The following is a 20,140-nucleotide window of genomic DNA, read 5'->3' on the forward strand; positions in this document are numbered from 1 at the left end:
TCGTGGTCGACGGTGCCGTGGTGGTCGACGGTGTAGGTGACGCCGGACGGGCTGATCCAGTGATAGTTGCCCGAGCTGGTCGAGGAGTGCTGCCACCCGCCGTGGGTCTTGGCGCGGTGATGTCGGCGGCAGAGCGGCCCGATGTTCTCGGTCGCTGTGGGGCCGCCGCGGTTGTGGGGGACGACGTGGTCGTCGTCGACCTTGGAGTGCTGGAAGGCGGGGCGGGTGCACCAGGGGAAGACGCAGTGGTGGTCGCGGAGCCGCGTCTGCTCGGAGAGGCGGTCCGGGACTTCGTAGGCCTCGACGTGGATCCGCTCGGCCAGGTCGATGACGGGCTTGATCGTGACTCTGCCGTTGGTGTTGCTGGCTGCTCTGGTGCACCACTCGGCGAGCTGGCCGGTCAGGACGAACCCGCGGACGTTCTCGACCCGGACGATCTGGTCCAGCGACCCGTCAGGTGTCTGGTGGACGTGGACGACCATCGGCCTGGGGTCGGTGTCGAACTCCAGCACGAGCTGGCGTCGGGCCATGTCCCCGAGTGCGGTCGCGCGGCGCGACCCTTCGGCTTCCTTGGAGCCGAGCGCGGCGAGCCGGTCCGCGCCCTTGGCGAGGGCGTCTTCGAGGTCGAGCGCGTCGACGAGGTCCAGGGTGGCCCAGAGGTCGACGTGGCCGTCGAAGGAGACCTGGCGGGTCTGCACGGTGACGTGGCGGGTCTCGGTGCGTTCGAACCGGATCCGCTCGGCCTCGTCGGGGTCGAACCGGACCAGGGCTTCGTCGACGAGCCGGCCCAACGACGCAGGGCTGATCGACGCCGCGCAGTGGAAGACGTGGGTATCGACGAACCGTGCGCCCTTCATCGGCAGCGGGAGGGTCTTGCGGGCGATCGTCCGGGCCTTCCAGGCGGGCAGGTCGCCGCCGGTGACCTTGGCCCAGACCTTCGGGAGGCGGTAGCGCAGCTCGAGCGCTTCGGACAGGTAGGCGCGGCCGGCGTCCAGGGACTTGCCGAGCGCCGCGGACAGCTCGACGACCGCGAACTCCGTCACCAGGGGCGCACCGTCGCCGGCGAGCCCGACGGGCTGGTCGCCGAAGCCCTGCATCGTCGCCCACGACGCCGACTCCGCCAGCGACTCGGCGGGGTGCATGGCACACCACTCGACCGCTGCCTGCAGGACCCGGACCTCCGCGGCGTCGGCTTCACGCTGGCTGGCCCGCGCGGCCGCGAGGACCATGGCTGGGTCGTCCAGCGGGGTCTCGGGTGTCGCGAGGTGGGCCAGGGTCATAGCCTCCATTCTACCCGAACAGGTGTTCGTATAAAAAGACCTGGGCGGTTGGTTGTGGACGCGTTCGCCGGCGGGTTTCGAGACGGTCCTGGCGGACCCCCTCAACCAGCCGACGACGGTCCTCGCGGACCTCCTCAACCAGCCGACGACGGTCCTGGCGGACCTCCTCAACCAGCCGACGACGTCTGCAGCGGCCTGAGCGTGACGAAGTCAGGGAGGGGCTGCTCGCCCGGCGGGGTCAGGCGAGGCGGCCGAGGACCCAGTCGAGGCAGGCGGTGAGGGCTTCGACGTCGGCGGGGTCGACGGCGGGGTACATCGCGATGCGGAGCTGGTTGCGGCCGAGCTTGCGGTAGGGCTCGGTGTCGACGATGCCGTTGGCGCGGAGGACCGCGGCGAGGCGCGCGGCGTCGACCTGGGGCTCGAAGTCGATGGTGCCGATGACGAGTGAGCGGTGCGCCGGCTCGGCGACGTACGGGAAGGCGAGCGGGGACGCCTCGGCCCAGGAGTAGAGGGCGGTCGAGGAGGCGGTGGTGCGCTCGACCATGCCGGCGAGGCCGCCGTTGGCGAGCATCCAGTCCAGCTGCTCGGCCATGAGGAAGAGCGTGGCGACCGAGGGGGTGTTGTAGGTCTGGTCCTTGGCGGACTGCTCGATCGCGGTGGGCAGGTCGAAGAACGCCGGCACGTGCCGGTCCGAGGCGCCGATCCGGGCGGCGCGCTCGAGGGCGGCGGGGGAGAGGACGGCGAGCCACAGGCCGCCGTCGGAGGCGAAGCACTTCTGCGGCGCGAAGTAGTAGGCGTCGACCTCGGCCAGGTCGACCGGCAGGCCGCCGGCGCCGGAGGTCGCGTCGACGAGCACGAGCGCGTCGTCCGCCGAGGTGCCGGCGGGGCGGACGACGGGCGCCATGACGGCGGTGGAGGTCTCGTTCTGCGCCCAGGCGTAGACGTCGACGCCGTCCTCGGCGACGGCGACGGGCAGCGAGCCCGGCTCGGCGGCGACGACGCTCGGCTCGTCCAGCCACGGCGCGGCACCGGCCGCCTTGGCGAACTTCTGCGAGAACTCGCCGAAGACCAGGTGCTGGCTGCGCCGCTCGACCAGGCCGTACGTCGCTGCGTCCCAGAACGCCGTGGCGCCGCCGTTGCCGAGCACCACCTGGTGCCCCTCGGGCATCGAGAACAGCTCGGCCAGCCCCTCGCGCACCCGGCGCACGACCGCCCGCACCGGCTCCTGCCGGTGCGAGGTGCCCATCAGCGAGGTGCCGGTGGCCGCCAGCGCGGCGAGGTGCTCGGGCTGGACCTTCGACGGGCCCGCGCCGAAGCGGCCGTCCCGGGGCAGCAGGTCGGCCGGGATCCGGAGGGAGGTCTCGAGGTCCGCGTCGGTCATGAACTGCCTTCCGGGTGGGTAGGAGTGGCTCCCTGGCGACGCTGTCAGCGCCCCTCAAGTCTGGCAGCAGCGTCGCGGCAACACGGAATCGGAGGACCCCGTGGCCGGACCCACACCCCAGCCCGGGCTGCGCAACCAGGCGGGCGCCCGCACGTTCTTCCGGGTCGCCGGGGCGGTCCTCGTGCCGGTCGGCATCGCCACCTGCATCTACGGCTTCGTCTCGTTCGTCCGCTACGACGGCGACGGCGACCCGCTCCCGCAGATGGGCCTGTTCCTGGGCGGCTTCCTGCTCTTCGCGATCGGCGGCATGTTCCTCAACCTGGGCTTCGCCGGGGTGGCCGCACGCTACGGCGCGGGCGAGACGATGCCGGTCGCGAAGGACGCGGCGTCGTACCTCTCCGACGGGCGGGGGATCATGGGTGCCGGCCGGACCGTCGACGACGGCTCGCACGCCCGCGAGGCCACGGCGGCCGGCCCGTACTGCCGCTCCTGCGGCGTGCGCAACGACGCGGAGGCGAGGTTCTGTGACAACTGTGGAGGTTCGCTCGCCTGAGGCGGGTGGGGGCGGCCTGCAGGTCGTCCGCGTCGACTACGGGCACCCGGACGCCGTCGCGCTGATCGAGCAGGTGCAGCAGGAGTACGTCGCCCGCTACGGCGGCCGCGACGAGTCGCCGGTCGACCCGGCGATGTTCGTGCCTCCGGGCGGCAGCTTCTTCGTCGGGTACGTCGGCAGGACCCCGGTCGCGACCGGCGCCTGGCGCCGCTCCGACGTCGAGGCGCTCGGCACCGCGGTGACGGCTGAGGTCAAGCGGATGTACGTCGTGCCGGCCGCGCAGCGCCGGGGTCACGCCCGCCGGGTGCTGGCGCACCTGGAGACGACCGCGGCCGCAGCGGGCTACGAGGCGCTCGTGCTCGAGACCGGGCTGCGCCAGCCGGAGGCGATGACGCTCTACGCGTCGGCTGGCTACGAGTCGATCCCGGGCTTCGGCTACTACAAGGACGCCCCGCTCTCGCGCTGCTTCGCCAAGCGGCTGGTGCCCGCGGCGGGTTAGACCACCGCCACGGCGCGCCCCGATCCGTGGGCGGCGCGGGCCCGGAGGGGGCACCATCGAGCGGTGATGCTCGACGACCCCCACCAGGTCGTGGTGCGCGCGCTGGACGACCTGGCCGCCGACCTGGCCGCCGGCGACGTCGCCGCGGCCGCGGAGCGGTTCGTGCCGTGGGCGGCGATCTGGGGCGACGAGCTGGCCGAGGAGGCCCTCGGGTCGGCCGAGGTGGCGGCGTACCTCGACCGCGTCGTGCGCGAGCCGCACACCCTGCGCTGGGACGTCGAGCAGTCCTGGGCGTGCCAGCGCGAGCACCAGGTGTGGTTCGTCGCCGACGCCGACGTGGTGCTGCGGCCGACGGGGTCGACCGAGGCCGGCGAGCGCCGCGCCGCCCGGGTCTCCGGCGTGCTGGTGGCCGACCGCGGCCGGTGGCGCTTCGAGCTGTTCAGCGGCTTCCAGGCTGCGGTGCTGACGCCGCTGCGGCTGGTCGGCGGCTAGGTCCGCGAACGGTCCAGGGCCGCATGGCCCGGACCGGTGGTCCGCCCGGTCGATCGGCCAGCGTGGTGCCGAACCGGCGCGGCCGGCGCAGCGACGTACCTAGCCTCGTGCGGTGCTCTCCCCGCTCCGCCTCCTGCTCCTGCCGCTCCTCGCGACCGTCCTGCTCCTCACCGCCCTGCCCGCGTCACCGGCGGCGGCCGCGATCGAGGACTACGCGTCGTACCAGCCGCAGACGAGGTGCTCGCCGGCGGCGAAGCCGGGCACCGTCGCCCTCGGCCGCTGGCTGGTGACGAAGTACGGCGGGTCCTACGGCGGCGTCTCGCGCAGCTGCGGGAGCGGGACGTCCGAGCACGCCGAGGGCCGCGCGTTCGACTGGACGCTCGACGCGCGTCGGAAGGCCGACCGCCGCATCGCCCGGGCGTTCCTCCGCGACGTGCGGGCCGCCGACGGCAAGGGCCGCGAGGACGCGAAGGCTCGCCGGATGGGGATCATGTACCTCATCTGGGACGACCGGATGTACGCCGCGTGGAACGGCTTCGAGCCCGAGCCCTACCTCAGCTCGTCGTGCCGCAAGCGCGCGAAGTGCTCGACCACGCTGCGCCACCGCGACCACCTGCACGTCTCGTTGACGCGCAAGGGTGGCCGCGGCGCGACGTCGTGGTACGCGGGCCGACTCGCCGGCTGAGGGCTACTTCGCCCAGTCGGCGTTCCAACCCTCGATCTCCTCGGGACCGCGGGAGCCGGGGCCCGTGTAGACGGCCGAGGGGCGGATCAGGCGGCCAGTGCGCTTCTGCTCGAGGATGTGCGCGGACCAGCCGCCGGTGCGGGCGCAGGTGAACATCGAGGTGAACATGTTCGCCGGCACCTCGGCGAAGTCCAGGACGATCGCGGCCCAGAACTCCACGTTCGTCTCGAGGACGCGGTCCGGGCGGCGCTCGCGCAGCTCGGCCAGCGCGGCCTTCTCGAGCGCCTCGGCGACCTCGTAGCGAGGCGCGTTGAGCTCGCGGGCGGTGCGGCGCAGCACGCGGGCGCGGGGGTCCTCGGCGCGGTAGACGCGGTGGCCGAAGCCCATGAGCCGCTCGCCCTTGTCGAGCAGCCCCTTGACGTACGCCACTGCGTCGCCGGACTCCTCGACGTCGCTGATCATGCCGAGCACGCGCGAGGGGGCGCCGCCGTGCAGCGGGCCCGACATCGCGCCGATCGCGCCGGAGAACGCCGCCGCCACGTCGGCACCGGTGGAGGTGATGACGCGCGCGGTGAAGGTCGAGGCGTTCATGCCGTGCTCGGCCGCCGAGGACCAGTAGGCGTCGATCGCCTTGACGTGCTTGGGGTCGGCCTCGCCCTTCCAGCGGATGAGGAACTTCTCCGCCAGCGTCGCGCCCTCGTCGACCACCGACTGCGGGACGACCGGCTGGTGCAGCCCGCGCGCGGACTGCGCGGCGTAGGACAGCACCATGACGGCGACGCGGGAGAGGTCCGCACGCGCCTGCTCGTCGCTGATGTCGTAGGTCTGGCGGAAGCCGAAGGCCGGCGCGAGCATCGCGATCGCGGCCTGGACGTCGACGCGGACGTCGCCGGTGTGCACGGGGATGTTGTAGGCCTCGGCGGGCGGCAGGCCGGGGGTGAAGGCGCCGTCGATGAGCAGGCCCCAGACGTTCTCGAACGGCACGCGGCCGACGATGTCCTCGATGTCGACGCCGCGGTAGCGCAGCGCCGAGCCCTCCTTGTCGGGCTCCGCGATCTCCGTCTCGAAGGCGACGACGCCCTCGAGCCCGTGGTGCACGTCCACCATCGTCCTGACTCCCTCGTCTCACGGCACGCACCCGGACGGGCGGCCCCGCGCATTCTGTACCCATCCCTAGGCTGGCGGCATGGCCGACCCCGACCAGGAAGCAGCCCGCGACGCGCTGGACCTCCGCAGCCGCCGCCACGAGTACGCCGCCGCCGGGCTCGCCGAGGACGACCTCGCGCCGGACCCGATCGCGATGTTCCGCCGGTGGTTCGCCGAGGTCGAGGACGTCGTGCACGAGCCGAACGCGATGGTCGTCGCGACCGTCTCGGCCCAGGGCCGGCCCTCCTCGCGGATGGTGCTGCTCAAGGGGCTCGACGAGCGGGGCTTCGTGTTCTTCACCAACACCCGCTCCCGCAAGGGCACCGAGCTCGCGGCCAACCCGCACTGCGCCCTGCTCTTCCCGTGGCACCCGCTGGAGCGGCAGGTCCGGGTCGACGGGGTCGCCGAGCCGCTGTCGCGCGAGGCCGTCGCCGACTACTTCGCGGTCCGCCCGCGCGGCTCCCAACTGGGCGCCTGGGCGTCCCACCAGTCGCGCCCGGTCGCCGACCGGGACGCCCTCGCGGCGGCGTACGACGAGGTCGAGCGGCGCTTCGCCGACGTGCCCGACGGCGAGCTGCCCGTGCCCGAGGAGTGGGGTGGGTACGTCGTGCGGCCCGAGGCCGTGGAGTTCTGGCAGGGCCGCCCGGGGCGGATGCACGACCGGCTGGTCTACACCCGGTCGGGTGACGCGTGGACGACGCAGCGGTTGGCGCCGTAGCTCGGCGATCAATTCGCTTGAGCACGCCTCGCCCGCGACCTACCTTTGCTGCACACGGGAAAGGAGGTGGTCCGAAGAATGAGTTCTTCTTGGACGCGTGAGGTGGCTGCCCGCTAGCAGCCCCAGCAGGACGACGGGGCGGCACCGCCCCTGAATGCTGCTGGCGAATCCCAAGCAGCTGCCCGACCCCCAGGTGAACCGGCTCCGTCCGCCGGCTGGGTCCTCGACACGAGGGCCACACCTGGGGGTCGCTGCATTTCCGGCCGGACCCGCTGGTGGTTCCGGTGCTCGCCGTGGGGTACCGCCGGGGCGACGAGAAGTTGCCGGGGGCAACCACCCAGGAATAAAGTTGCCTCGGTCAACCTTCAGACCTGCGTGACCGCCACCGACGTACCCCCGAAGCGAGAACCCGTGACCCAGGCACCACCCGCGCCGACCGCCGCCCGCGCCGGCGAGATGACCCACCGCGAGATCCTCGAGGCGCTCTCGGGCCTCCTGCTCGCCATGTTCGTCGCGATGCTCTCCAGCACCGTCGTCAGCAACGCGCTCCCGCGCATCGTCACCGACCTCGAGGGCAGCCAGAGCGGCTACACCTGGGTCGTCGTCGCGACGCTGCTGACCATGACCGCGACGACCCCGATCTGGGGCAAGCTCGCCGACCTGTTCAGCAAGAAGATGTTGGTCCAGGTCGCGCTCGTGATCTTCGCGCTCGGCTCGCTCGTCGCCGGCCTCGCGCCGAACATGGAGGTCCTCATCGGCGCCCGCGCCTTCCAGGGCCTCGGCGTCGGTGGCCTCACCGCCCTGGTCCAGGTCGTCATCGCCTCGATGGTCAGCCCCCGGGAGCGCGGTCGGTACGCCGGCTACATCGGCGCCGTCTTCGCGACCGCGACGGTCAGCGGCCCGCTGCTCGGCGGCCTGATCGTGGACTCCCCGCTCGGCTGGCGCGGCTGCTTCTACGTCGGCATCCCGGTCGCCCTGCTCGCCTTCGTCGTGCTGCAGCTCAAGCTGCACCTGCCGGTCGTCAAGCGCGAGGTCACCATCGACTACGCCGGCGCGACGCTCATCGTCGCGGGCGTCTCGATCCTGCTGGTCTGGGTCTCGCTGGCCGGCAACCAGTTCGCCTGGGCCTCCGGCACCACCGCCGCCATGCTCGTCGCGGCCGCGGCCGTCATCGCGCTCGCGATCTGGGTCGAGGACCGGGTCGCCACCGAGCCGGTCGTCCCGCTCCGCCTCTTCCGCGACCGCACCACCTCGCTGGCCACGCTGGCCTCGGTGATGATCGGCGTCGCGATGTTCGGCTCGACGGTCTACCTGAGCCAGTACTTCCAGATGTCGCGCGGCATGACCCCGACCCATGCGGGCCTGATGTCGATCTGCATGGTCGGCGGCCTGCTGGTCTCCAGCATCGTCTCGGGCCGGATCATCACCAGCACCGGCCTGTGGAAGCGCTGGCTGGTCGGCGGCTCGGTGCTGGTCGTCGTCGGCTTCGCGCTGCTGTCGACCATCGACGCGGAGACCCCGCTGGTCCGGGTCGGCCTGTTCATGGCCGTGCTCGGCGTCGGCATGGGCGCGACGATGCAGAACCTCGTCCTCGCCGTGCAGAACAACGCCAAGGCCGCCGACCTCGGCGCCGCCAGCTCCGTGGTCGCCTTCTTCCGCTCCATCGGCGGCACGATCGGCGTCTCGGCGCTCGGCGCGCTGCTGGCCCACCAGGTCGCCGGCTCGATGGCCGACGGCCTGCGCCGACTGGGCGTCGACCCCTCCGCCGGCGGCGGCAAGGGCAGCATCCCGGACCTCGCGGAGCTGCCGCCCCCGATCCGCGCGCTCTACGAGACGTCGTTCGGGGACGCCACGGGCCACCTGTTCCTGGTCTCGGTACCCTTCGCCCTGGTCGCGCTCCTGTGCGTGCTCTTCATCAAGGAGGTGCCGCTGCGCACCACCACCGCCGACGAGCCCTCGGCGGAGACGGCCGCCCCCGAGGCGACCGAGGAGCTCACCCGGCGATGACCACCATGACCGGCACGACCACGACGACCACGACCACGACCAGCGCGACGGAGGTGGCGATGGGACGCGACGAGTCCCTGCGCCGGCTGGAGCAGGAGGTCGGCGTGCTCATCAGGCGCGTGCGCCGCGTCATCGGCGAGCGGGCCCGGGCGGTCCACGCGGACCTGCAGCCGGCGTCGTACCTCATGCTGGGCTACCTCGCCAGCCACGGCCCGGTGCGTGCCTCGGAGGTGGCGGAGGTCTTCGGCATCGACAAGGGCGCGATCAGCAGGCAGGTCCAGCACCTCATGGACCTCGGCCTCCTGGACCGCTCGCCGGACCCGAACGACGGCCGGGCGACGCTGCTGGCCGCGAGCGAGGACGCCGTGCGGCGCCTCGAGGAGGTCGCCGACCTCCGCCGCCGCTACCTCGACGAGCGGCTCGGGGACTGGTCCGACGACGAGCTCGCCGACTTCGCGGGGACGCTGGCCCGCTACAACGCCACGCTCGGGCTCGAGTAGCCCCGACCCCGCCTCGTGATGCCGAGGGTGCGCTCATGCGCACGCTCGGCATCACGAGACCCGGGACGGTTCGCTCAGCTGGTCAGCCAGGCGGCGGCGTCCGCGGGGAGGCCGTCGACGACCGGCGCGCTGGCGAGCAGCAGCTCGCCGTCGGGCAGCGCGACGGTCTCCGTGCCGCAGTTGACGACGACGGTCACCGGGCCGCGGCGGAACACCAGGACGTCGGCCGAGCCGCTGTCGAGCACCTCGACGTCGTCACCGGCGGTCGTGGCGAAGGTGCGCCGGGCAGCCAGCGCGGAGCGGTAGAACGCCAGCGTCGAGTCCGGGTCGCCGGCCTGCGCCTCCATGGCCAGCGGGGCCCAGTCCAGCGGCTGCGGCAGCCACGGCTGCTCGGCTCCCGGGCCGAAGCCGTACGGCGGGGCGTCGCCGCTCCACGGCACCGGCACGCGGCAGCCGTCGCGGCCGACCTCGCCGGTGCGGAACCACGACGGGTCCTGGCGGAACTCCGGCTCCACGTCGACCTGCTCGAGGCCGAGCTCCTCGCCCTCGTAGATGTAGGAGGAGCCGGGCAGGGCGAGCATCGCGAGCGTCGCGGCCTTGGCCCGGGCCAGGCCGACCGGCCCGCCCCCGTACCGCGTGGTGTGGCGGACGACGTCGTGGTTGCTCAGCACCCAGGTCGGCGAGGCACCCACCGGGGCCATCGCGTCGAGGGTGCCGGTGATGACGTCGGCGAACGCCTTCGCCGACCACGGCGCGAGCAGCCAGGCGAAGTTGAACGACTGCTGCATCTCGTCGGGGCGCACGAACCGTGCCAGCGACTCCGGCGTCTGCGTCCACGCCTCGGCCACCATCATCCGGTCGCCGTCGTACTCCGCGAGCACGGCGTGCCAGCGGCGGTAGACGTCGTGGACCTCGGGCTGGTCCCACATCGGCTCGTCGCGGATCGTCCGCTCGACCATCGAGTGCTCCTCGTTGATCGGGGCGCCGCTGCCCAGCTCCTCGCCCTCGCCGACGACCTGGTCGCGCAGGCCCTCCTCCTTGAGCAGGCCGTGCGCGACGTCGATGCGGAAGCCGTCGACGCCGCGGTCGAGCCAGAAGCGCAGGACGTCGACGAACATGTCGCCGACCTCCGGGTTGCGCCAGTCGAGGTCGGGCTGGGTGGAGTCGAAGAGGTGGAGGTACCACTGGCCGTCGGGCAGCTGGGTCCACGCCGGGCCGCCGAAGACCGAGAGCCAGTTGTTCGGCGGCTCGCCCGGGCGGTCGGCGGGGGAGTCGCGGAAGATGTAGCGCGCCCGCTCGGGGCTGCCCTTCTCCGCGGCGAGCGCGGCCTGGAACCAGACGTGCTCCTCGGAGGTGTGGTTGGGCACGAGGTCGACGATCACCTTGAGGCCGAGGTCGTGCGCGGTGGCGACCAGGGTGTCGGCGTCCGCGAGCGTGCCGAACAGCGGGTCGACGTCGCAGTAGTCCGCCACGTCGTAGCCGTGGTCGTGCTGCGGCGAGGTGTAGAACGGCGTGAGCCACAGGGCGTCGACGCCGAGGTCGCGGAGGTACGGCAGCCGCGAGGTGATGCCGGGCAGGTCGCCCACGCCGTCGCCGTCGCTGTCGGCGAAGCTGCGGACGTAGACCTGGTAGGTGACGGCGTGGCGCCACCACTCCGAGCGGCTCTCGGGCGCTGCGGTTTGATCGTTCAAAGCCATGCGGTCCATGGTGGCAGACCGCCGTCGCGTCCCGGCCGGGTGCGTCAGCCGAACGCTCAGCCGAACGTCGTCGGGTCGATCTCGAACCACACCTGCTCGGCCGCGGCGAGCAGGTCGCCGTCCGCCGTGCGGAGCGTCGTCGCGGTGCGGTGGCGGCGGCCCTCGACGGAGCGGACCGCGCCCGTCACCACGTGCTCGACGCCGGCCTCCGGCAGCCCGTGGACCTGCGCGGTCATCGAGCCGAGCACCATTGCCCGCTCGCCGATGCCCGCGGCCCACGCGCCCGCGCAGTCGATCGCCGCCCACGTCGCCTCGAGGGTCGTGTGGTCGTCGTGCGGCGTCCAGGGCGCGGCCACGGTCCCGGGCCCCGTGCGACCGGGGAAGACCCGCAGCCCGTCGCCCTCGGCCCGCTCCGGGCCGCACGAGAAGCAGTGGCCGAACGGGTGGTCGGCGAATCCGTCGTACGTCGCCGCGGCGGCGCGCGCCGTCGCGACCGTGACCGGGGCCAGCGGTTCCGGCTCGGCGCCCGGGCGGGCCTGCAGCACGACCTCGCCGGCACGCGTGGCCACGGTCCAGCCGTCCTGCTCGCCGATCTCCATCGCCGTCTCGAGCGGCGGGGGCTTGCGGAGGCGCACCTCGACCGCGCCGGCGGTCCCGACCTGCGCGGCGATCGCCCCGGCACACCACCCGCCGTTCCCCGACCCGGGCGGGCCGTTGAAGCGCGCGGGCACGGTCAGCGTCGAGGTGGTCACCCGACCATCCTCGCGCGGATCAGCGGATGTGCTCCCAGCGGGCGAGGGCCTCGCGGCGCTCCTCGGCGTGGTCGACGACCGGCTCGGGATAGCCCACCGCCGCACGGACCTCGCTGGACGGCTCGTGCGGGTCGGGGACCCGGTCGGGGTCGGCGAGCTCGGGGACCCACCGGCGGACGTAGGCGCCGTCGGGGTCGAACTTGCGGCCCTGGCCGGTGGGGTTGAAGACGCGGAAGAACGGCGAGGGGTCGGTGCCGGAGCCGGCGACCCACTGCCAGCCGTGGTTGTTCGAGGCGAGGTCGCCGTCGCACAGCCAGTGCAGGAAGTGCCGGGCGCCGTGCTGCCACTCGACGTGCAGGTCCTTGACGAGGAAGCTCGCGGTGATCATCCGGACCCGGTTGTGCATCCAACCGACCGACCGCAGCTGGCGCATCCCGGCGTCGACGACGGGGAAGCCGGTGCGGCCCTCCTGCCAGGCCGTGAACAGCTCGCCGGGCTCGTCGTAGGCGAGCGCGGCGTACTGCGTCTTGTAGTACTCCCGGGCCGTCCGTGGCTGGTGCCACAGCACGTCGGCGTAGAACTCCCGCCACCCCAGCTCCTTGCGGTACGTCGCCGCGCCGGTGCTCCGGCGAGCGGCCAGGTCCGCGAGCAGCTGCCGCGGGTGCACCTCGCCGTACTTCAGGTGCACCGACATCCGCGAGGTGCCGTCGGTGCCCGGCTCGTTGCGGGTGGTGTCGTAGTCGTCGACCCCGTGCTCGAGGAACGCCTCCCACCGCTCCCGGGTGGCCCGCTCGCCGGCCTCGGGGAGCGACAGGCCCGCGGGCAGCCGCGGGTCGGGGATCTCGGTGGTGCCCTCGTCGAGCGCGAGCCAGTCGGCGTGGTCGGGCGCGTCCTGCGGCGCGGGCCGGTCCTGCTGCTCCCAGACCCGGTAGAACGGCGTGAAGACGCGGTAGTGGTCGCCCGAGCCGCTGGTGACGGTCCCCGGCGGCACGGCGTAGGGCGAGCCGGTCCGGAGCAGCTCGACCCCGGCGGCGGCCAGTGCCTCCTCGACGGTCCGGTCGCGGCGCCGGCCGTAGGGACCGAAGTCGGCCGCGACGTGCACGCGCTGGGCGCCGACCGCCCGCGCGGCGAGCGGCACGCGACGCACCGGGTCCCCGCGCACGACCTGCAGGCCGGGCGCCCCCAGCTCGCGCAGCGAGGCGTCCAGCGAGCGCAGCGAGGCCGCGAGGTAGGCGCGCCGGCTCGGCCCCGACGGACCCCACAGGTGGGGGTCGAGCACGAACAGCGGGAGCACCGGTCCGTCCGCGCAGGCCTCCAGCAGCGCCGGGTTGTCGCGCAGGCGCAGGTCGCGGCGGAACCACATCACGGTGGGGCGGGTCTCACGGGGCACGGGTGCTCGGTGCCCAGCCGGGTGCCCCCGCAGTGCGGATGGGACACAATGGCCGGCGTGAGCGACCTGATCGACACCACCGAGATGTACCTCCGGACCATCTACGAGCTGGTCGAGGAAGGGATCGTCCCGCTGCGTGCGCGGATCGCCGAGCGCCTGCACCAGAGCGGACCGACGGTCTCGCAGACCGTCGCCCGCATGGAGCGCGACGGTCTCGTCACCGTCGAGGGGGACCGCCACCTGGAGCTGACCGAGGAGGGCCGCCGGCTCGCGGTGCGCGTGATGCGCAAGCACCGGCTGGCCGAGCGGCTGCTCACCGACGTCATCGGCCTGGAGTGGGAGCTGGTCCACGAGGAGGCGTGCCGCTGGGAGCACGTCATGTCCGAGACCGTCGAGCGGCGCCTGCTCGAGCTGCTGGGCCACCCGACCGAGTCGCCCTACGGCAACCCGATCCCCGGTCTCGCCGAGCTCGGCCAGGAGTCGCTGCCGGAGGGGTTCATGGAGGGCGTCGAGCCGCTGGCGAAGGCGGCCGGCTTTGACGAGGGCCGCGTGCTGGTGCGCCGCATCTCCGAGGAGATGCAGAAGGACGAGGTGCTGATGAGCGCGCTCCGTCGCGTCGGCGCCCTGCCGGACAAGACCGTCACCGTCGTCGCCACCGAGGAGGGCGTGCTCGTCGGCTCCGGCGGCGAGACCGCCGAGATCGTCCCCGAGGCGGCCAACCACATCTTCGTCCGCCGGCTCTGACAGAGGCGGGTCAGGCGGTCGCGGGCAGGCGCCCGCGGCGGGCCGCGAGCGCGGTGAGCAGCTCGCTGCACCCCGCGTCGAGCTTGTACGTCGCCAGGTCGTCACCGCGGGTCGCGCCCCGGTTGACGACGACGACCGGCGTGCCGGCCTTGGCCGCGCGGCGGACGAACCGGAAGCCGCTCATCACCGTGAGGCTGGATCCCGCGACCAGCAGCGTGCCGCCGGTCGCGGCGAGCCCGTCGACGGCGGCGTAGCAGCGCTCCACCCGGTCGGCCGGGACGTTCTCGCCGAAGAACACGACGTGTGGCTTGAGCACCCCGCCGCACTCCTCGCAGGCGGGCACCACGAACCCGGCGATCGCCTCGACGTCGTCCATCTCCACGTCGCCGTCGGGGTTGACCGTGACCGCGGCGTGCCGCTCGGCGAAGCCGGGGTTGGCCTCGGTCATCCGGTCGTGCAGGACGGCACGGCTGGAGACGGCGCGGCAGTCCAGGCAGACCACCTCGGCGATCCGTCCGTGCAGCGCGACCACGGACCGCTGGCCGGCGCGCTCGTGCAGGCCGTCGACGTTCTGGGTGACGAGCAGGTCGGGGTCGAGCGCGACGAGCGCCGCGTGGCCGGCGTTGGGCTCGGCGTGGCGCATCCGGCCCCAGCCGAGGTGGCTGCGGGCCCAGTACCGCTGCTGCGCGGCGAGCCCGGACACGAACTCCCCGTAGAGCATCGGCGTCCGCGGCGGCCGCCCCGGCCCGCGGTAGTCGGGGATGCCCGAGTCGGTCGACAGCCCCGCGCCGGTCAGGACGACGAGCGGCCCGGACGCGAGCAGGTCGAGCGCGGGCCCGAGGGCCGGCGCCGGCCCGGCGGCGTACGTCATCGGGCGTAGCGCAGCGCGGCCCGGGCGCGCGCCTTCTCCGCCTCGACCTCGCGGTCCTTCGGCGGGGCGGTGGTGACCAGGTCCTCGAGCAGGTGCTGGGTGATGTGCGCGATCTCGGCGACGGCGCGGTCGAACGCCTCCTGGTTGGCGCGCGAGGGCTTGGTGGTGCCGCTGACCTTGCGGACGTACTGCAGGGCCGCCGCGGTGACCTCGTCGCCGGTGGCGGGCGGCTCGAAGTTGTGGAGGGGGCGGATGTTGCGGCACATGCCTCCAGCGTACGTTTCCTCACATGGCCAGCGACCGCTCTTCCGACCGCCCCTACGACGTCGTCCTGCTCGGGGCCACCGGCTTCACCGGCGGCCTCACCGCGGAGTACCTCGCCGAGCACGCCCCCGCCGGGCTGCGCTGGGCGATCGCCGGGCGCAACGCCGACAAGCTGGCCCGGGTGCGCGAGCGCCTGGTCCGCATCGACGGCGGCTTGGCCGACCTGCCGCTGGTGACCGCGGACAGCTCCGACCCCGCGTCGCTGGCCGACCTCGCGCGCAGCGCCCGCGTGGTCGTCACGACCGTCGGGCCCTACCTCACCCACGGCGAACCGCTGGTCGCCGCGTGCGCGGAGGCCGGCACCGACTACCTCGACCTGACCGGCGAGCCGGAGTTCGTCGACCGCATGTTCACCGCCCACCACGAGACCGCGCAGCGCACCGGCGCGCGGATCGTCCACGCGTGCGGCTTCGACTCGATCCCGCACGACCTCGGCGCCTACTTCACCGTGCAGCAGCTCGCCCCGGTCGAGGGACCGCTCACCCTGCGCGGCGTCGTCCGCGGCGGCGGGACGGTCTCCGGCGGCACGTTCCACTCGGCGATGACGCAGTTCTCCCGCGCCCGGCAGATGCGCTCGGCCTCGATGGAGCGCCGCGCGCTGGAGAAGCAGCTCGGCCAGCGCCCCGAGGGCCGCTCGTCGCGCGCGGTCGCGGGCAAGCCGGGCAAGGACCCGGTCACCGGCTACTGGCTGCTCCCGCTGCCCACGATCGACCCGTTCATCGTCGCCCGCAGCGGTGACGCGCTCGCGGCGTACGGCCCGAAGTTCCGCTACTCCCACTTCGCCGGCACCAAGACCCTGCGGTACGCCGCGGGCGGCGCCGCCGGTGTCACGGCCCTCACGGTGGCGGCCCAGGTCGGCCCCGTGCGCAACGCCCTGCTCGGCCGGATCAAGCAGGGGGAGGGCCCCGACGAGGCCCGCCGCGCGAAGTCCTGGTTCACCGTCGACCTCGTCGGCGAGACCGGCGGCCGGACCGTCCACACCCGCGTCTCCGGCGGGGACCCCGGCTACGGCGAGACCGCGAAGATGCTGGCCGAGTCCGCCATGTGCCTCGCCCTCGACGACAACCCGACGACCTCCGGCTCGGTCACCACCGCGGCAGCGATGGGCGAGCACCTGCTCGCGCGCCTGCAGTCCGCCGGCATCCGGTTCGAGGTCGTGCCCGCCGGCTCCTAGTCCTCACCGGCCCTCGGCCAGGCGCATCTCCACCGGGACGCCGGTCTCCACGGTGCGGCTGACGGTGCAGAGCCGCTCGTGGGTCTGCCGCAGCGTGCGCGGCAGCGCCTCACGTGCCCGGTCACCGGCCTCGCCCGCGGGGAAGGCGGCTGCGAGCACGAGCTCCAGGTCGCGCAGCACGGTCGCGCCGTCGTCGTCGCGCACCTTGTGGCCGGTCACCGCGACGTCGAACGCCTCGGGCTCGGCGCGCCGCGCCGTGATCGCGTCGACCGTGACGCCGACGCAGCCGGCGATCGCCGCGAGCAGCAGCTCGACCGGCGTGAAGTCGTCGTCCTCACCGGAGCCGAGGTCGATCGTCCCGCCGCGGGCGTTCGTCGCGCGGAAGCGGCCGGGGCCGGTGCGGGTGACGTCGACGCGGCGCAGCGTGCTGGGCTCGGACGACGAGGTGGTGGGGTCCATGCGGCCAGTGTGCCGCGCGGCCGGCGGGAACCGGGTGCCCCAGGCAGGAGTCGAACCTGCGACCTTTCGCTTAGGAGGCGGCTGCTCTATCCGCTGAGCTACTGGGGCGTGGCGACAATCCTGGCAGGCCCGGCACGGGTCCGCGATGCGAGGGTCGCCGGGTCGATTCCTTAACCTTGGGGACGGCCCGGGGACTCCGGGTGGACGTGGGGGAAGGGGGACCGGTGCTTCGTCGGGTGTTCGTCCTGCTGGGGATCGTGCTGGTCGTGGCCGTGGTGGTCGCGAGCGCGCTGTCGTCCCCCATGCGCGAGGACGTGCCGCGCACGGAGCGGTTCGAGCCGACGGCCGGCCAGCGGTCGGGCATGAACGCCGGCGGCTTCGAGTACGAGCGGCCGCAGCACCGCCCGGACGCCCGGCGCGAGGGCGACGACCGGCCCAACGTCGTGCTGATCACGACCGACGACCAGGCGCTCAGCGACATGCGCTGGATGCCCAGGACCCGGCGATGGCTGGGGCGCGGCGGGGTGACGTTCCGCAACATGATCTCGCCGCACCCGCTGTGCTGCCCGGCGCGCGCGGAGATCATCACCGGCCAGTTCGCCCAGAACAACGGTGTCCACACCAACGCCGGGCCCTACGGCGGCGCCGGCGCCCTCGAGGACCCCGACAACACGCTCGCCGCCTGGCTCCAGGACTCCGGCTACCTGGTCGGGATGAGCGGGAAGTACCTCAACCAGTACGACGCCACCCAGGGCGTCCCGCAGGGCTGGGACTACTGGAACGTCGCGACCACCAACGAGTTCGGCTACCTGCGCTACCCGATGTACGGCAACGGCGACCCGGTCTTCCACGCCAAGGACTACTCCAGCGACGTGGTCCGCGACGACACCGTGCGGCTCGTCGAGGACTGGTCGGCCAGGGACCAGCCGTTCTTCATCTGGGCCTCCTACTACGCCCCGCACGGCATGTGCGTGGACGACGCGGGCTGCGCCCAGCCGCCGCTGCCGGCGCCGCGCCACCGCACGCTCTACCCGAAGGCCGTCGCGCCCTCGGTCCGCAAGCCGTCCTTCGACGAGGCCGACGTGAGCGACAAGAGCCACGAGATCCGCAAGCGCGACAAGATCGGGCGCCGCTCCGCGACGTACCTCCACCGCAACCGGATCCGCGCGCTCGCGGCGGTCGACCAGGGCGTCGACCAGACCTTCAAGGCGCTGCGCCGGGCCGGCGAGCTCGACGACACGGTCGTGCTGTTCACCTCCGACAACGGCTACCTGCTCGGCGAGCACCGCTACCGCGGCAAGATCCTGCCCTACGAGGAGTCGGTCCGGGTGCCGCTGCTCGCCCGCGGCCCCGGCTTCCCCCAGGGCGCCACCCGCCGGCAGACCGTCACGACCGTCGACCTGGCCCCGACGATCCTCGACGTCGCGCAGGTGGAGCCCGGGCGGGTGGTCGACGGCCGCTCGATCCTGCCGTTCGTCCAGGATCCCGACCGCCCGCGCCGTGACAGCGACATCCTGGTCCAGGCCGGTGGCCGCAACGACGAGTCGCCGGCACCGTGGTGGTACCGCGGCGTCCGCAACGAGCGGTGGACCTTCGTCCGCTGGAGCGAGTCCGGGTTCCTGGAGCTCTACGACAACCGCCGCGACCGCTACCAGCTGGAGAACGTCGCGTACGACGCCCGCCACCGACCCGTGGTGCGCGAGATGAAGCGGCGGCTGAAGGTCCTGCGCGACTGCGCCGGCGCGGAGTGCCGGGTCGACCTCGGGCCGCCGCCGCGGCCCCGGCGCCCCCTCGCCGGCGAGCAGGCGCGCCTGAGAAGTCGCTGAGGCCGTTTGGGGTTCCTCACCGGCGCCGGTCAGAATGGGACGTTCCTCCTGATGCGAAGGTGATCCATGCCCGACGAGCAGCCCCCGTCACCGGACGCTGTCGGCACGCCGCGCGCCGAGGCCCGCCGCAAGCCCGACACCCGTGGCCGCTCCGGTCGTCGCAAGGCCCGGGCCCGCCGCCGGCACACCGTCGCCCGGGTGCTCGTCATCACCACCGTCGTGCTCGCGATGGTCACGGGCCTCTCGGTGGTCTTCCTCTACCGCTCGCTCAACGGTGACCTGACCGTCGAGGACCTCAGCGAGCAGCTCGGCGACGACCGACCGACCGCGGTCGCCATCGACGGTCCGCAGGACCCGCTCAACATCCTGGTCATGGGCGACGACACCCGCGAGGGCGTCGGCAACGCGATCGACCAGGAGGCCGGTGGTGGCTCGGACACGACCATCCTGTTCCACCTCTCCGCGGACCGGGAGAACGCGTACGGCGTCAGCATCCCGCGCGACTCGCTGGTCGACCGCCCCGAGTGCTTCACCGAGGACGGCGACGTCATCCCCGCCGCGGAGGGCGTCATGTGGAACGCGGCGTACTCCGTCGGCGGGCCGGCCTGCACGATGCGCCAGTTCGAGCAGCTCACCGGCGTCAAGCTCGACAACTACGTCGTCGTCGACTTCCAGGGCTTCCAGGACATGGTCGACGCGATCGACGGCGTCGAGGTCTGCATCCCTGAGGACATCTCCGACCCCGCCCACGGCATCAACATCCCGGCGGGCACCCGCGAGATCGAGGGCAAGGAGGCGCTGAACTACGTCCGCGCCCGCTACACCCTCGGCGACGGCTCCGACATCGGCCGGATCAAGCGGCAGCAGGCGTTCATCGCGGCGATGGCCAAGAAGGTCGTCTCCGGCAACGTGCTTGCCCGCCCCGACCGGGTCGTGAACTTCCTCGACGCCGCGGTCGACTCGCTCACCACCGACTTCGACAACCTCTTCGCGCTCGGCAAGGTCGGCTACAGCTTCCAGCACATCGGGCTGGACAACATCAAGTTCATCACCGTGCCGTTCGAGTACAGCGAGGTCGAGCCCGGCCGCGTCGAGTGGCTGCCGGAGGCCGAGCAGGTGTGGCAGCGCGTCGCGAACGACGAGCCGCTGAGCCGCCGCCTCCAGGACGGCGTGATCGACGCCGGGAACGTGCCGGGTCTCGGTGGCGACTCCTCCGACGGCCCGAGCGGGTCGCCCGCGGGCAGCCCGTCCTCGAGCCCGTCGGGCACTCCCAACGGGAACGACGAGGAACGCGCCCGGGAGCTCGAGGCCGCGGGGTTGTGTGCGTGACCGAGCCTGACGGACGGTCGCTCAGCGACTGGGAGCGGGCGCGGCGTCGCGCGGAGGTCTTCGGCGACGTGCTGCCTGAGACGACCCGCGACGAGCGCGAGGACCCGGAGTCCCGCGACCGCCGGGACGGCGACACCTGGCTGAAGGAGCAGGTGCCGCCGCACCACGGCGGCTGACGCTCCTGACGCCTCACTGGTGGACGTTGGGTGCAGACAGGAGTAGGTCTCTTGTCTGCACCCCGGGTCTGCCGGGTCACTGCCGAGCTGAGCCAGTCGCTCTTCGGGGATGACCTGCCTGAGAGTTGCAGGGCCCG

At 73.2% G+C, this 20,140-nt stretch carries 21 protein-coding genes and 1 tRNA gene; 12 read left to right on the top strand and 10 right to left on the bottom strand.

The genetic code is table 11. The features are described 5' to 3' along the window. Together G6553_RS19475 and serC are read right to left on the bottom strand one after the other, a co-directional pair. On the bottom strand, positions 1-1,280 hold a 1,280-nt coding region (locus tag G6553_RS19475), incomplete at its 3' end, for an HNH endonuclease signature motif containing protein (protein ID WP_166196592.1). 238 nt (positions 1,281-1,518) lie between these two features. Beyond that, positions 1,519-2,661 (bottom strand): phosphoserine transaminase, encoded by a 1,143-nt coding sequence (gene serC, locus G6553_RS19480; protein WP_166196594.1) that lies wholly within the window; start codon positions 2,659-2,661, stop codon positions 1,519-1,521. 100 nt (positions 2,662-2,761) lie between these two features. On the opposite strand from serC, the gene G6553_RS19485 reads away from it, so the two are divergent. The 4 genes from G6553_RS19485 to G6553_RS19500 all read left to right on the top strand — a co-directional run bounded on the left by G6553_RS19485 (position 2,762) and on the right by G6553_RS19500 (position 4,890). After that, complete coding sequence (locus tag G6553_RS19485) at positions 2,762-3,214, top strand: zinc ribbon domain-containing protein (RefSeq protein WP_166196596.1); 453 nt, start codon at positions 2,762-2,764, stop codon at positions 3,212-3,214. Then, a complete protein-coding gene (locus G6553_RS19490; protein ID WP_347565815.1) occupies positions 3,195-3,713 on the top strand; it encodes a GNAT family N-acetyltransferase in 519 nt (172 codons plus the stop codon). Before G6553_RS19485 ends, G6553_RS19490 begins: the two co-directional genes overlap by 20 nt. A gap of 66 nt (positions 3,714-3,779) precedes the next feature. Further along, complete coding sequence (locus G6553_RS19495; RefSeq protein WP_242680685.1) at positions 3,780-4,205, top strand: nuclear transport factor 2 family protein; 426 nt, start codon at positions 3,780-3,782, stop codon at positions 4,203-4,205. Between the two features lie 112 nt (positions 4,206-4,317). Beyond that, positions 4,318-4,890 (top strand): hypothetical protein, encoded by a 573-nt coding sequence (locus G6553_RS19500; RefSeq protein ID WP_166196600.1) that lies wholly within the window; start codon positions 4,318-4,320, stop codon positions 4,888-4,890. Positions 4,891-4,893: 3 nt separating this feature from the next. Here the strand turns inward: G6553_RS19500 and G6553_RS19505 are convergent, their stop codons facing one another. Then, the gene (locus G6553_RS19505; RefSeq protein WP_166196602.1) at positions 4,894-5,997 is read right to left on the bottom strand and encodes a citrate synthase 2; all 1,104 of its coding nucleotides are present in this window, start codon (positions 5,995-5,997) and stop codon (positions 4,894-4,896) included. 79 nt (positions 5,998-6,076) lie between these two features. Between G6553_RS19505 and pdxH the strand changes: the two genes are divergently transcribed. The 3 genes from pdxH (at position 6,077) to G6553_RS19520 (ending at position 9,261) form a co-directional block, all read left to right on the top strand. Then, on the top strand, positions 6,077-6,754 hold the full coding sequence (pdxH, locus tag G6553_RS19510) for a pyridoxamine 5'-phosphate oxidase (RefSeq protein ID WP_166196604.1): 678 nt from the start codon (positions 6,077-6,079) through the stop codon (positions 6,752-6,754). A 411-nt stretch (positions 6,755-7,165) separates the two neighbouring features. Continuing rightward, on the top strand, positions 7,166-8,761 hold the full coding sequence (locus tag G6553_RS19515; RefSeq protein WP_166196606.1) for an MDR family MFS transporter: 1,596 nt from the start codon (positions 7,166-7,168) through the stop codon (positions 8,759-8,761). Beyond that, positions 8,758-9,261 (top strand): MarR family transcriptional regulator, encoded by a 504-nt coding sequence (locus tag G6553_RS19520; RefSeq protein ID WP_242680683.1) that lies wholly within the window; start codon positions 8,758-8,760, stop codon positions 9,259-9,261. Before G6553_RS19515 ends, G6553_RS19520 begins: the two co-directional genes overlap by 4 nt. 74 nt (positions 9,262-9,335) lie before the next feature. Here G6553_RS19520 and G6553_RS19525 read toward each other — a convergent pair whose 3' ends face one another. From G6553_RS19525 to G6553_RS19535, 3 genes are read right to left on the bottom strand one after another with little or no spacing between them, the layout of a single operon-like run. Beyond that, positions 9,336-10,958 carry a glycoside hydrolase family 13 protein gene (locus G6553_RS19525; RefSeq protein ID WP_166196608.1) on the bottom strand — a complete coding sequence of 541 codons (1,623 nt, stop codon included), beginning with the start codon at positions 10,956-10,958 and terminating at the stop codon, positions 9,336-9,338. Positions 10,959-11,014: 56 nt separating this feature from the next. Next, positions 11,015-11,710 carry a hypothetical protein gene (locus G6553_RS19530; RefSeq protein WP_166196610.1) on the bottom strand — a complete coding sequence of 232 codons (696 nt, stop codon included), beginning with the start codon at positions 11,708-11,710 and terminating at the stop codon, positions 11,015-11,017. 19 nt (positions 11,711-11,729) lie between these two features. Continuing rightward, positions 11,730-13,100, bottom strand: a complete 1,371-nt coding sequence (locus G6553_RS19535) for a deoxyribodipyrimidine photo-lyase (protein ID WP_347565816.1) — start codon at positions 13,098-13,100, stop codon at positions 11,730-11,732. A gap of 57 nt (positions 13,101-13,157) precedes the next feature. Here G6553_RS19535 and G6553_RS19540 point away from each other — a divergent pair, with 57 nt between their 5' ends. Then, positions 13,158-13,844: a metal-dependent transcriptional regulator gene (locus tag G6553_RS19540; protein WP_166196612.1), complete on the top strand. Its 687-nt coding sequence runs from the start codon at positions 13,158-13,160 to the stop codon at positions 13,842-13,844. 10 nt (positions 13,845-13,854) lie between these two features. Here the strand turns inward: G6553_RS19540 and G6553_RS19545 are convergent, their stop codons facing one another. Together G6553_RS19545 and G6553_RS19550 are read right to left on the bottom strand one after the other, a co-directional pair. Further along, complete coding sequence (locus G6553_RS19545; RefSeq protein ID WP_166196614.1) at positions 13,855-14,715, bottom strand: Sir2 family NAD-dependent protein deacetylase; 861 nt, start codon at positions 14,713-14,715, stop codon at positions 13,855-13,857. Beyond that, positions 14,712-14,981 carry a DUF2277 domain-containing protein gene (locus G6553_RS19550; protein WP_166196616.1) on the bottom strand — a complete coding sequence of 90 codons (270 nt, stop codon included), beginning with the start codon at positions 14,979-14,981 and terminating at the stop codon, positions 14,712-14,714. The genes G6553_RS19545 and G6553_RS19550 overlap by 4 nt, the downstream gene beginning before the upstream one ends. A 23-nt stretch (positions 14,982-15,004) precedes the next feature. Here G6553_RS19550 and G6553_RS19555 point away from each other — a divergent pair, with 23 nt between their 5' ends. Then, positions 15,005-16,213, top strand: coding sequence for a saccharopine dehydrogenase NADP-binding domain-containing protein (locus G6553_RS19555; RefSeq protein ID WP_166196618.1), 1,209 nt, complete (start codon positions 15,005-15,007; stop codon positions 16,211-16,213). Between the two features lie 3 nt (positions 16,214-16,216). Here G6553_RS19555 and G6553_RS19560 read toward each other — a convergent pair whose 3' ends face one another. Continuing rightward, on the bottom strand, positions 16,217-16,672 hold the full coding sequence (locus G6553_RS19560; RefSeq protein ID WP_166196620.1) for an OsmC family protein: 456 nt from the start codon (positions 16,670-16,672) through the stop codon (positions 16,217-16,219). A gap of 35 nt (positions 16,673-16,707) precedes the next feature. Further along, a tRNA-Arg gene (locus G6553_RS19565) sits at positions 16,708-16,780 on the bottom strand. A gap of 116 nt (positions 16,781-16,896) precedes the next feature. Between G6553_RS19565 and G6553_RS19570 the strand changes: the two genes are divergently transcribed. From G6553_RS19570 to G6553_RS19580, 3 genes are all read left to right on the top strand, one after another. After that, positions 16,897-18,498, top strand: a complete 1,602-nt coding sequence (locus tag G6553_RS19570) for a sulfatase (RefSeq protein ID WP_166196622.1) — start codon at positions 16,897-16,899, stop codon at positions 18,496-18,498. Between the two features lie 66 nt (positions 18,499-18,564). Further along, entirely contained in the window at positions 18,565-19,827 is a 1,263-nt protein-coding gene (locus G6553_RS19575; protein ID WP_166196624.1) for an LCP family protein, read from the top strand. Continuing rightward, positions 19,824-20,003 (top strand): hypothetical protein, encoded by a 180-nt coding sequence (locus G6553_RS19580; protein WP_166196625.1) that lies wholly within the window; start codon positions 19,824-19,826, stop codon positions 20,001-20,003. Before G6553_RS19575 ends, G6553_RS19580 begins: the two co-directional genes overlap by 4 nt. The last annotated feature ends 137 nt before the right edge of the window (positions 20,004-20,140 follow it).

It is taken from the genome of Nocardioides sp. IC4_145, from assembly GCF_011250565.1.
In the GTDB taxonomy this organism is placed as follows: domain Bacteria; phylum Actinomycetota; class Actinomycetes; order Propionibacteriales; family Nocardioidaceae; genus Nocardioides.

What these genes read in the sequence shown, in the direction of transcription:
- serC (WP_166196594.1), bottom strand. Translation starts at nt 2,661, where the DNA reads ATGACCGACGCGGACCTCGAGACCTCCCTCCGGATCCCGGCCGACCTG.
- G6553_RS19495 (WP_242680685.1), top strand. Translation starts at nt 3,780, where the DNA reads ATGCTCGACGACCCCCACCAGGTCGTGGTGCGCGCGCTGGACGACCTG.
- G6553_RS19505 (WP_166196602.1), bottom strand. Translation starts at nt 5,997, where the DNA reads ATGGTGGACGTGCACCACGGGCTCGAGGGCGTCGTCGCCTTCGAGACG.
- pdxH (WP_166196604.1), top strand. Translation starts at nt 6,077, where the DNA reads ATGGCCGACCCCGACCAGGAAGCAGCCCGCGACGCGCTGGACCTCCGC.
- G6553_RS19520 (WP_242680683.1), top strand. Translation starts at nt 8,758, where the DNA reads ATGACCACCATGACCGGCACGACCACGACGACCACGACCACGACCAGC.
- G6553_RS19525 (WP_166196608.1), bottom strand. Translation starts at nt 10,958, where the DNA reads ATGGCTTTGAACGATCAAACCGCAGCGCCCGAGAGCCGCTCGGAGTGG.
- G6553_RS19545 (WP_166196614.1), bottom strand. Translation starts at nt 14,715, where the DNA reads ATGACGTACGCCGCCGGGCCGGCGCCGGCCCTCGGGCCCGCGCTCGAC.
- G6553_RS19550 (WP_166196616.1), bottom strand. Translation starts at nt 14,981, where the DNA reads ATGTGCCGCAACATCCGCCCCCTCCACAACTTCGAGCCGCCCGCCACC.
- G6553_RS19555 (WP_166196618.1), top strand. Translation starts at nt 15,005, where the DNA reads ATGGCCAGCGACCGCTCTTCCGACCGCCCCTACGACGTCGTCCTGCTC.
- G6553_RS19560 (WP_166196620.1), bottom strand. Translation starts at nt 16,672, where the DNA reads ATGGACCCCACCACCTCGTCGTCCGAGCCCAGCACGCTGCGCCGCGTC.
- G6553_RS19575 (WP_166196624.1), top strand. Translation starts at nt 18,565, where the DNA reads ATGCCCGACGAGCAGCCCCCGTCACCGGACGCTGTCGGCACGCCGCGC.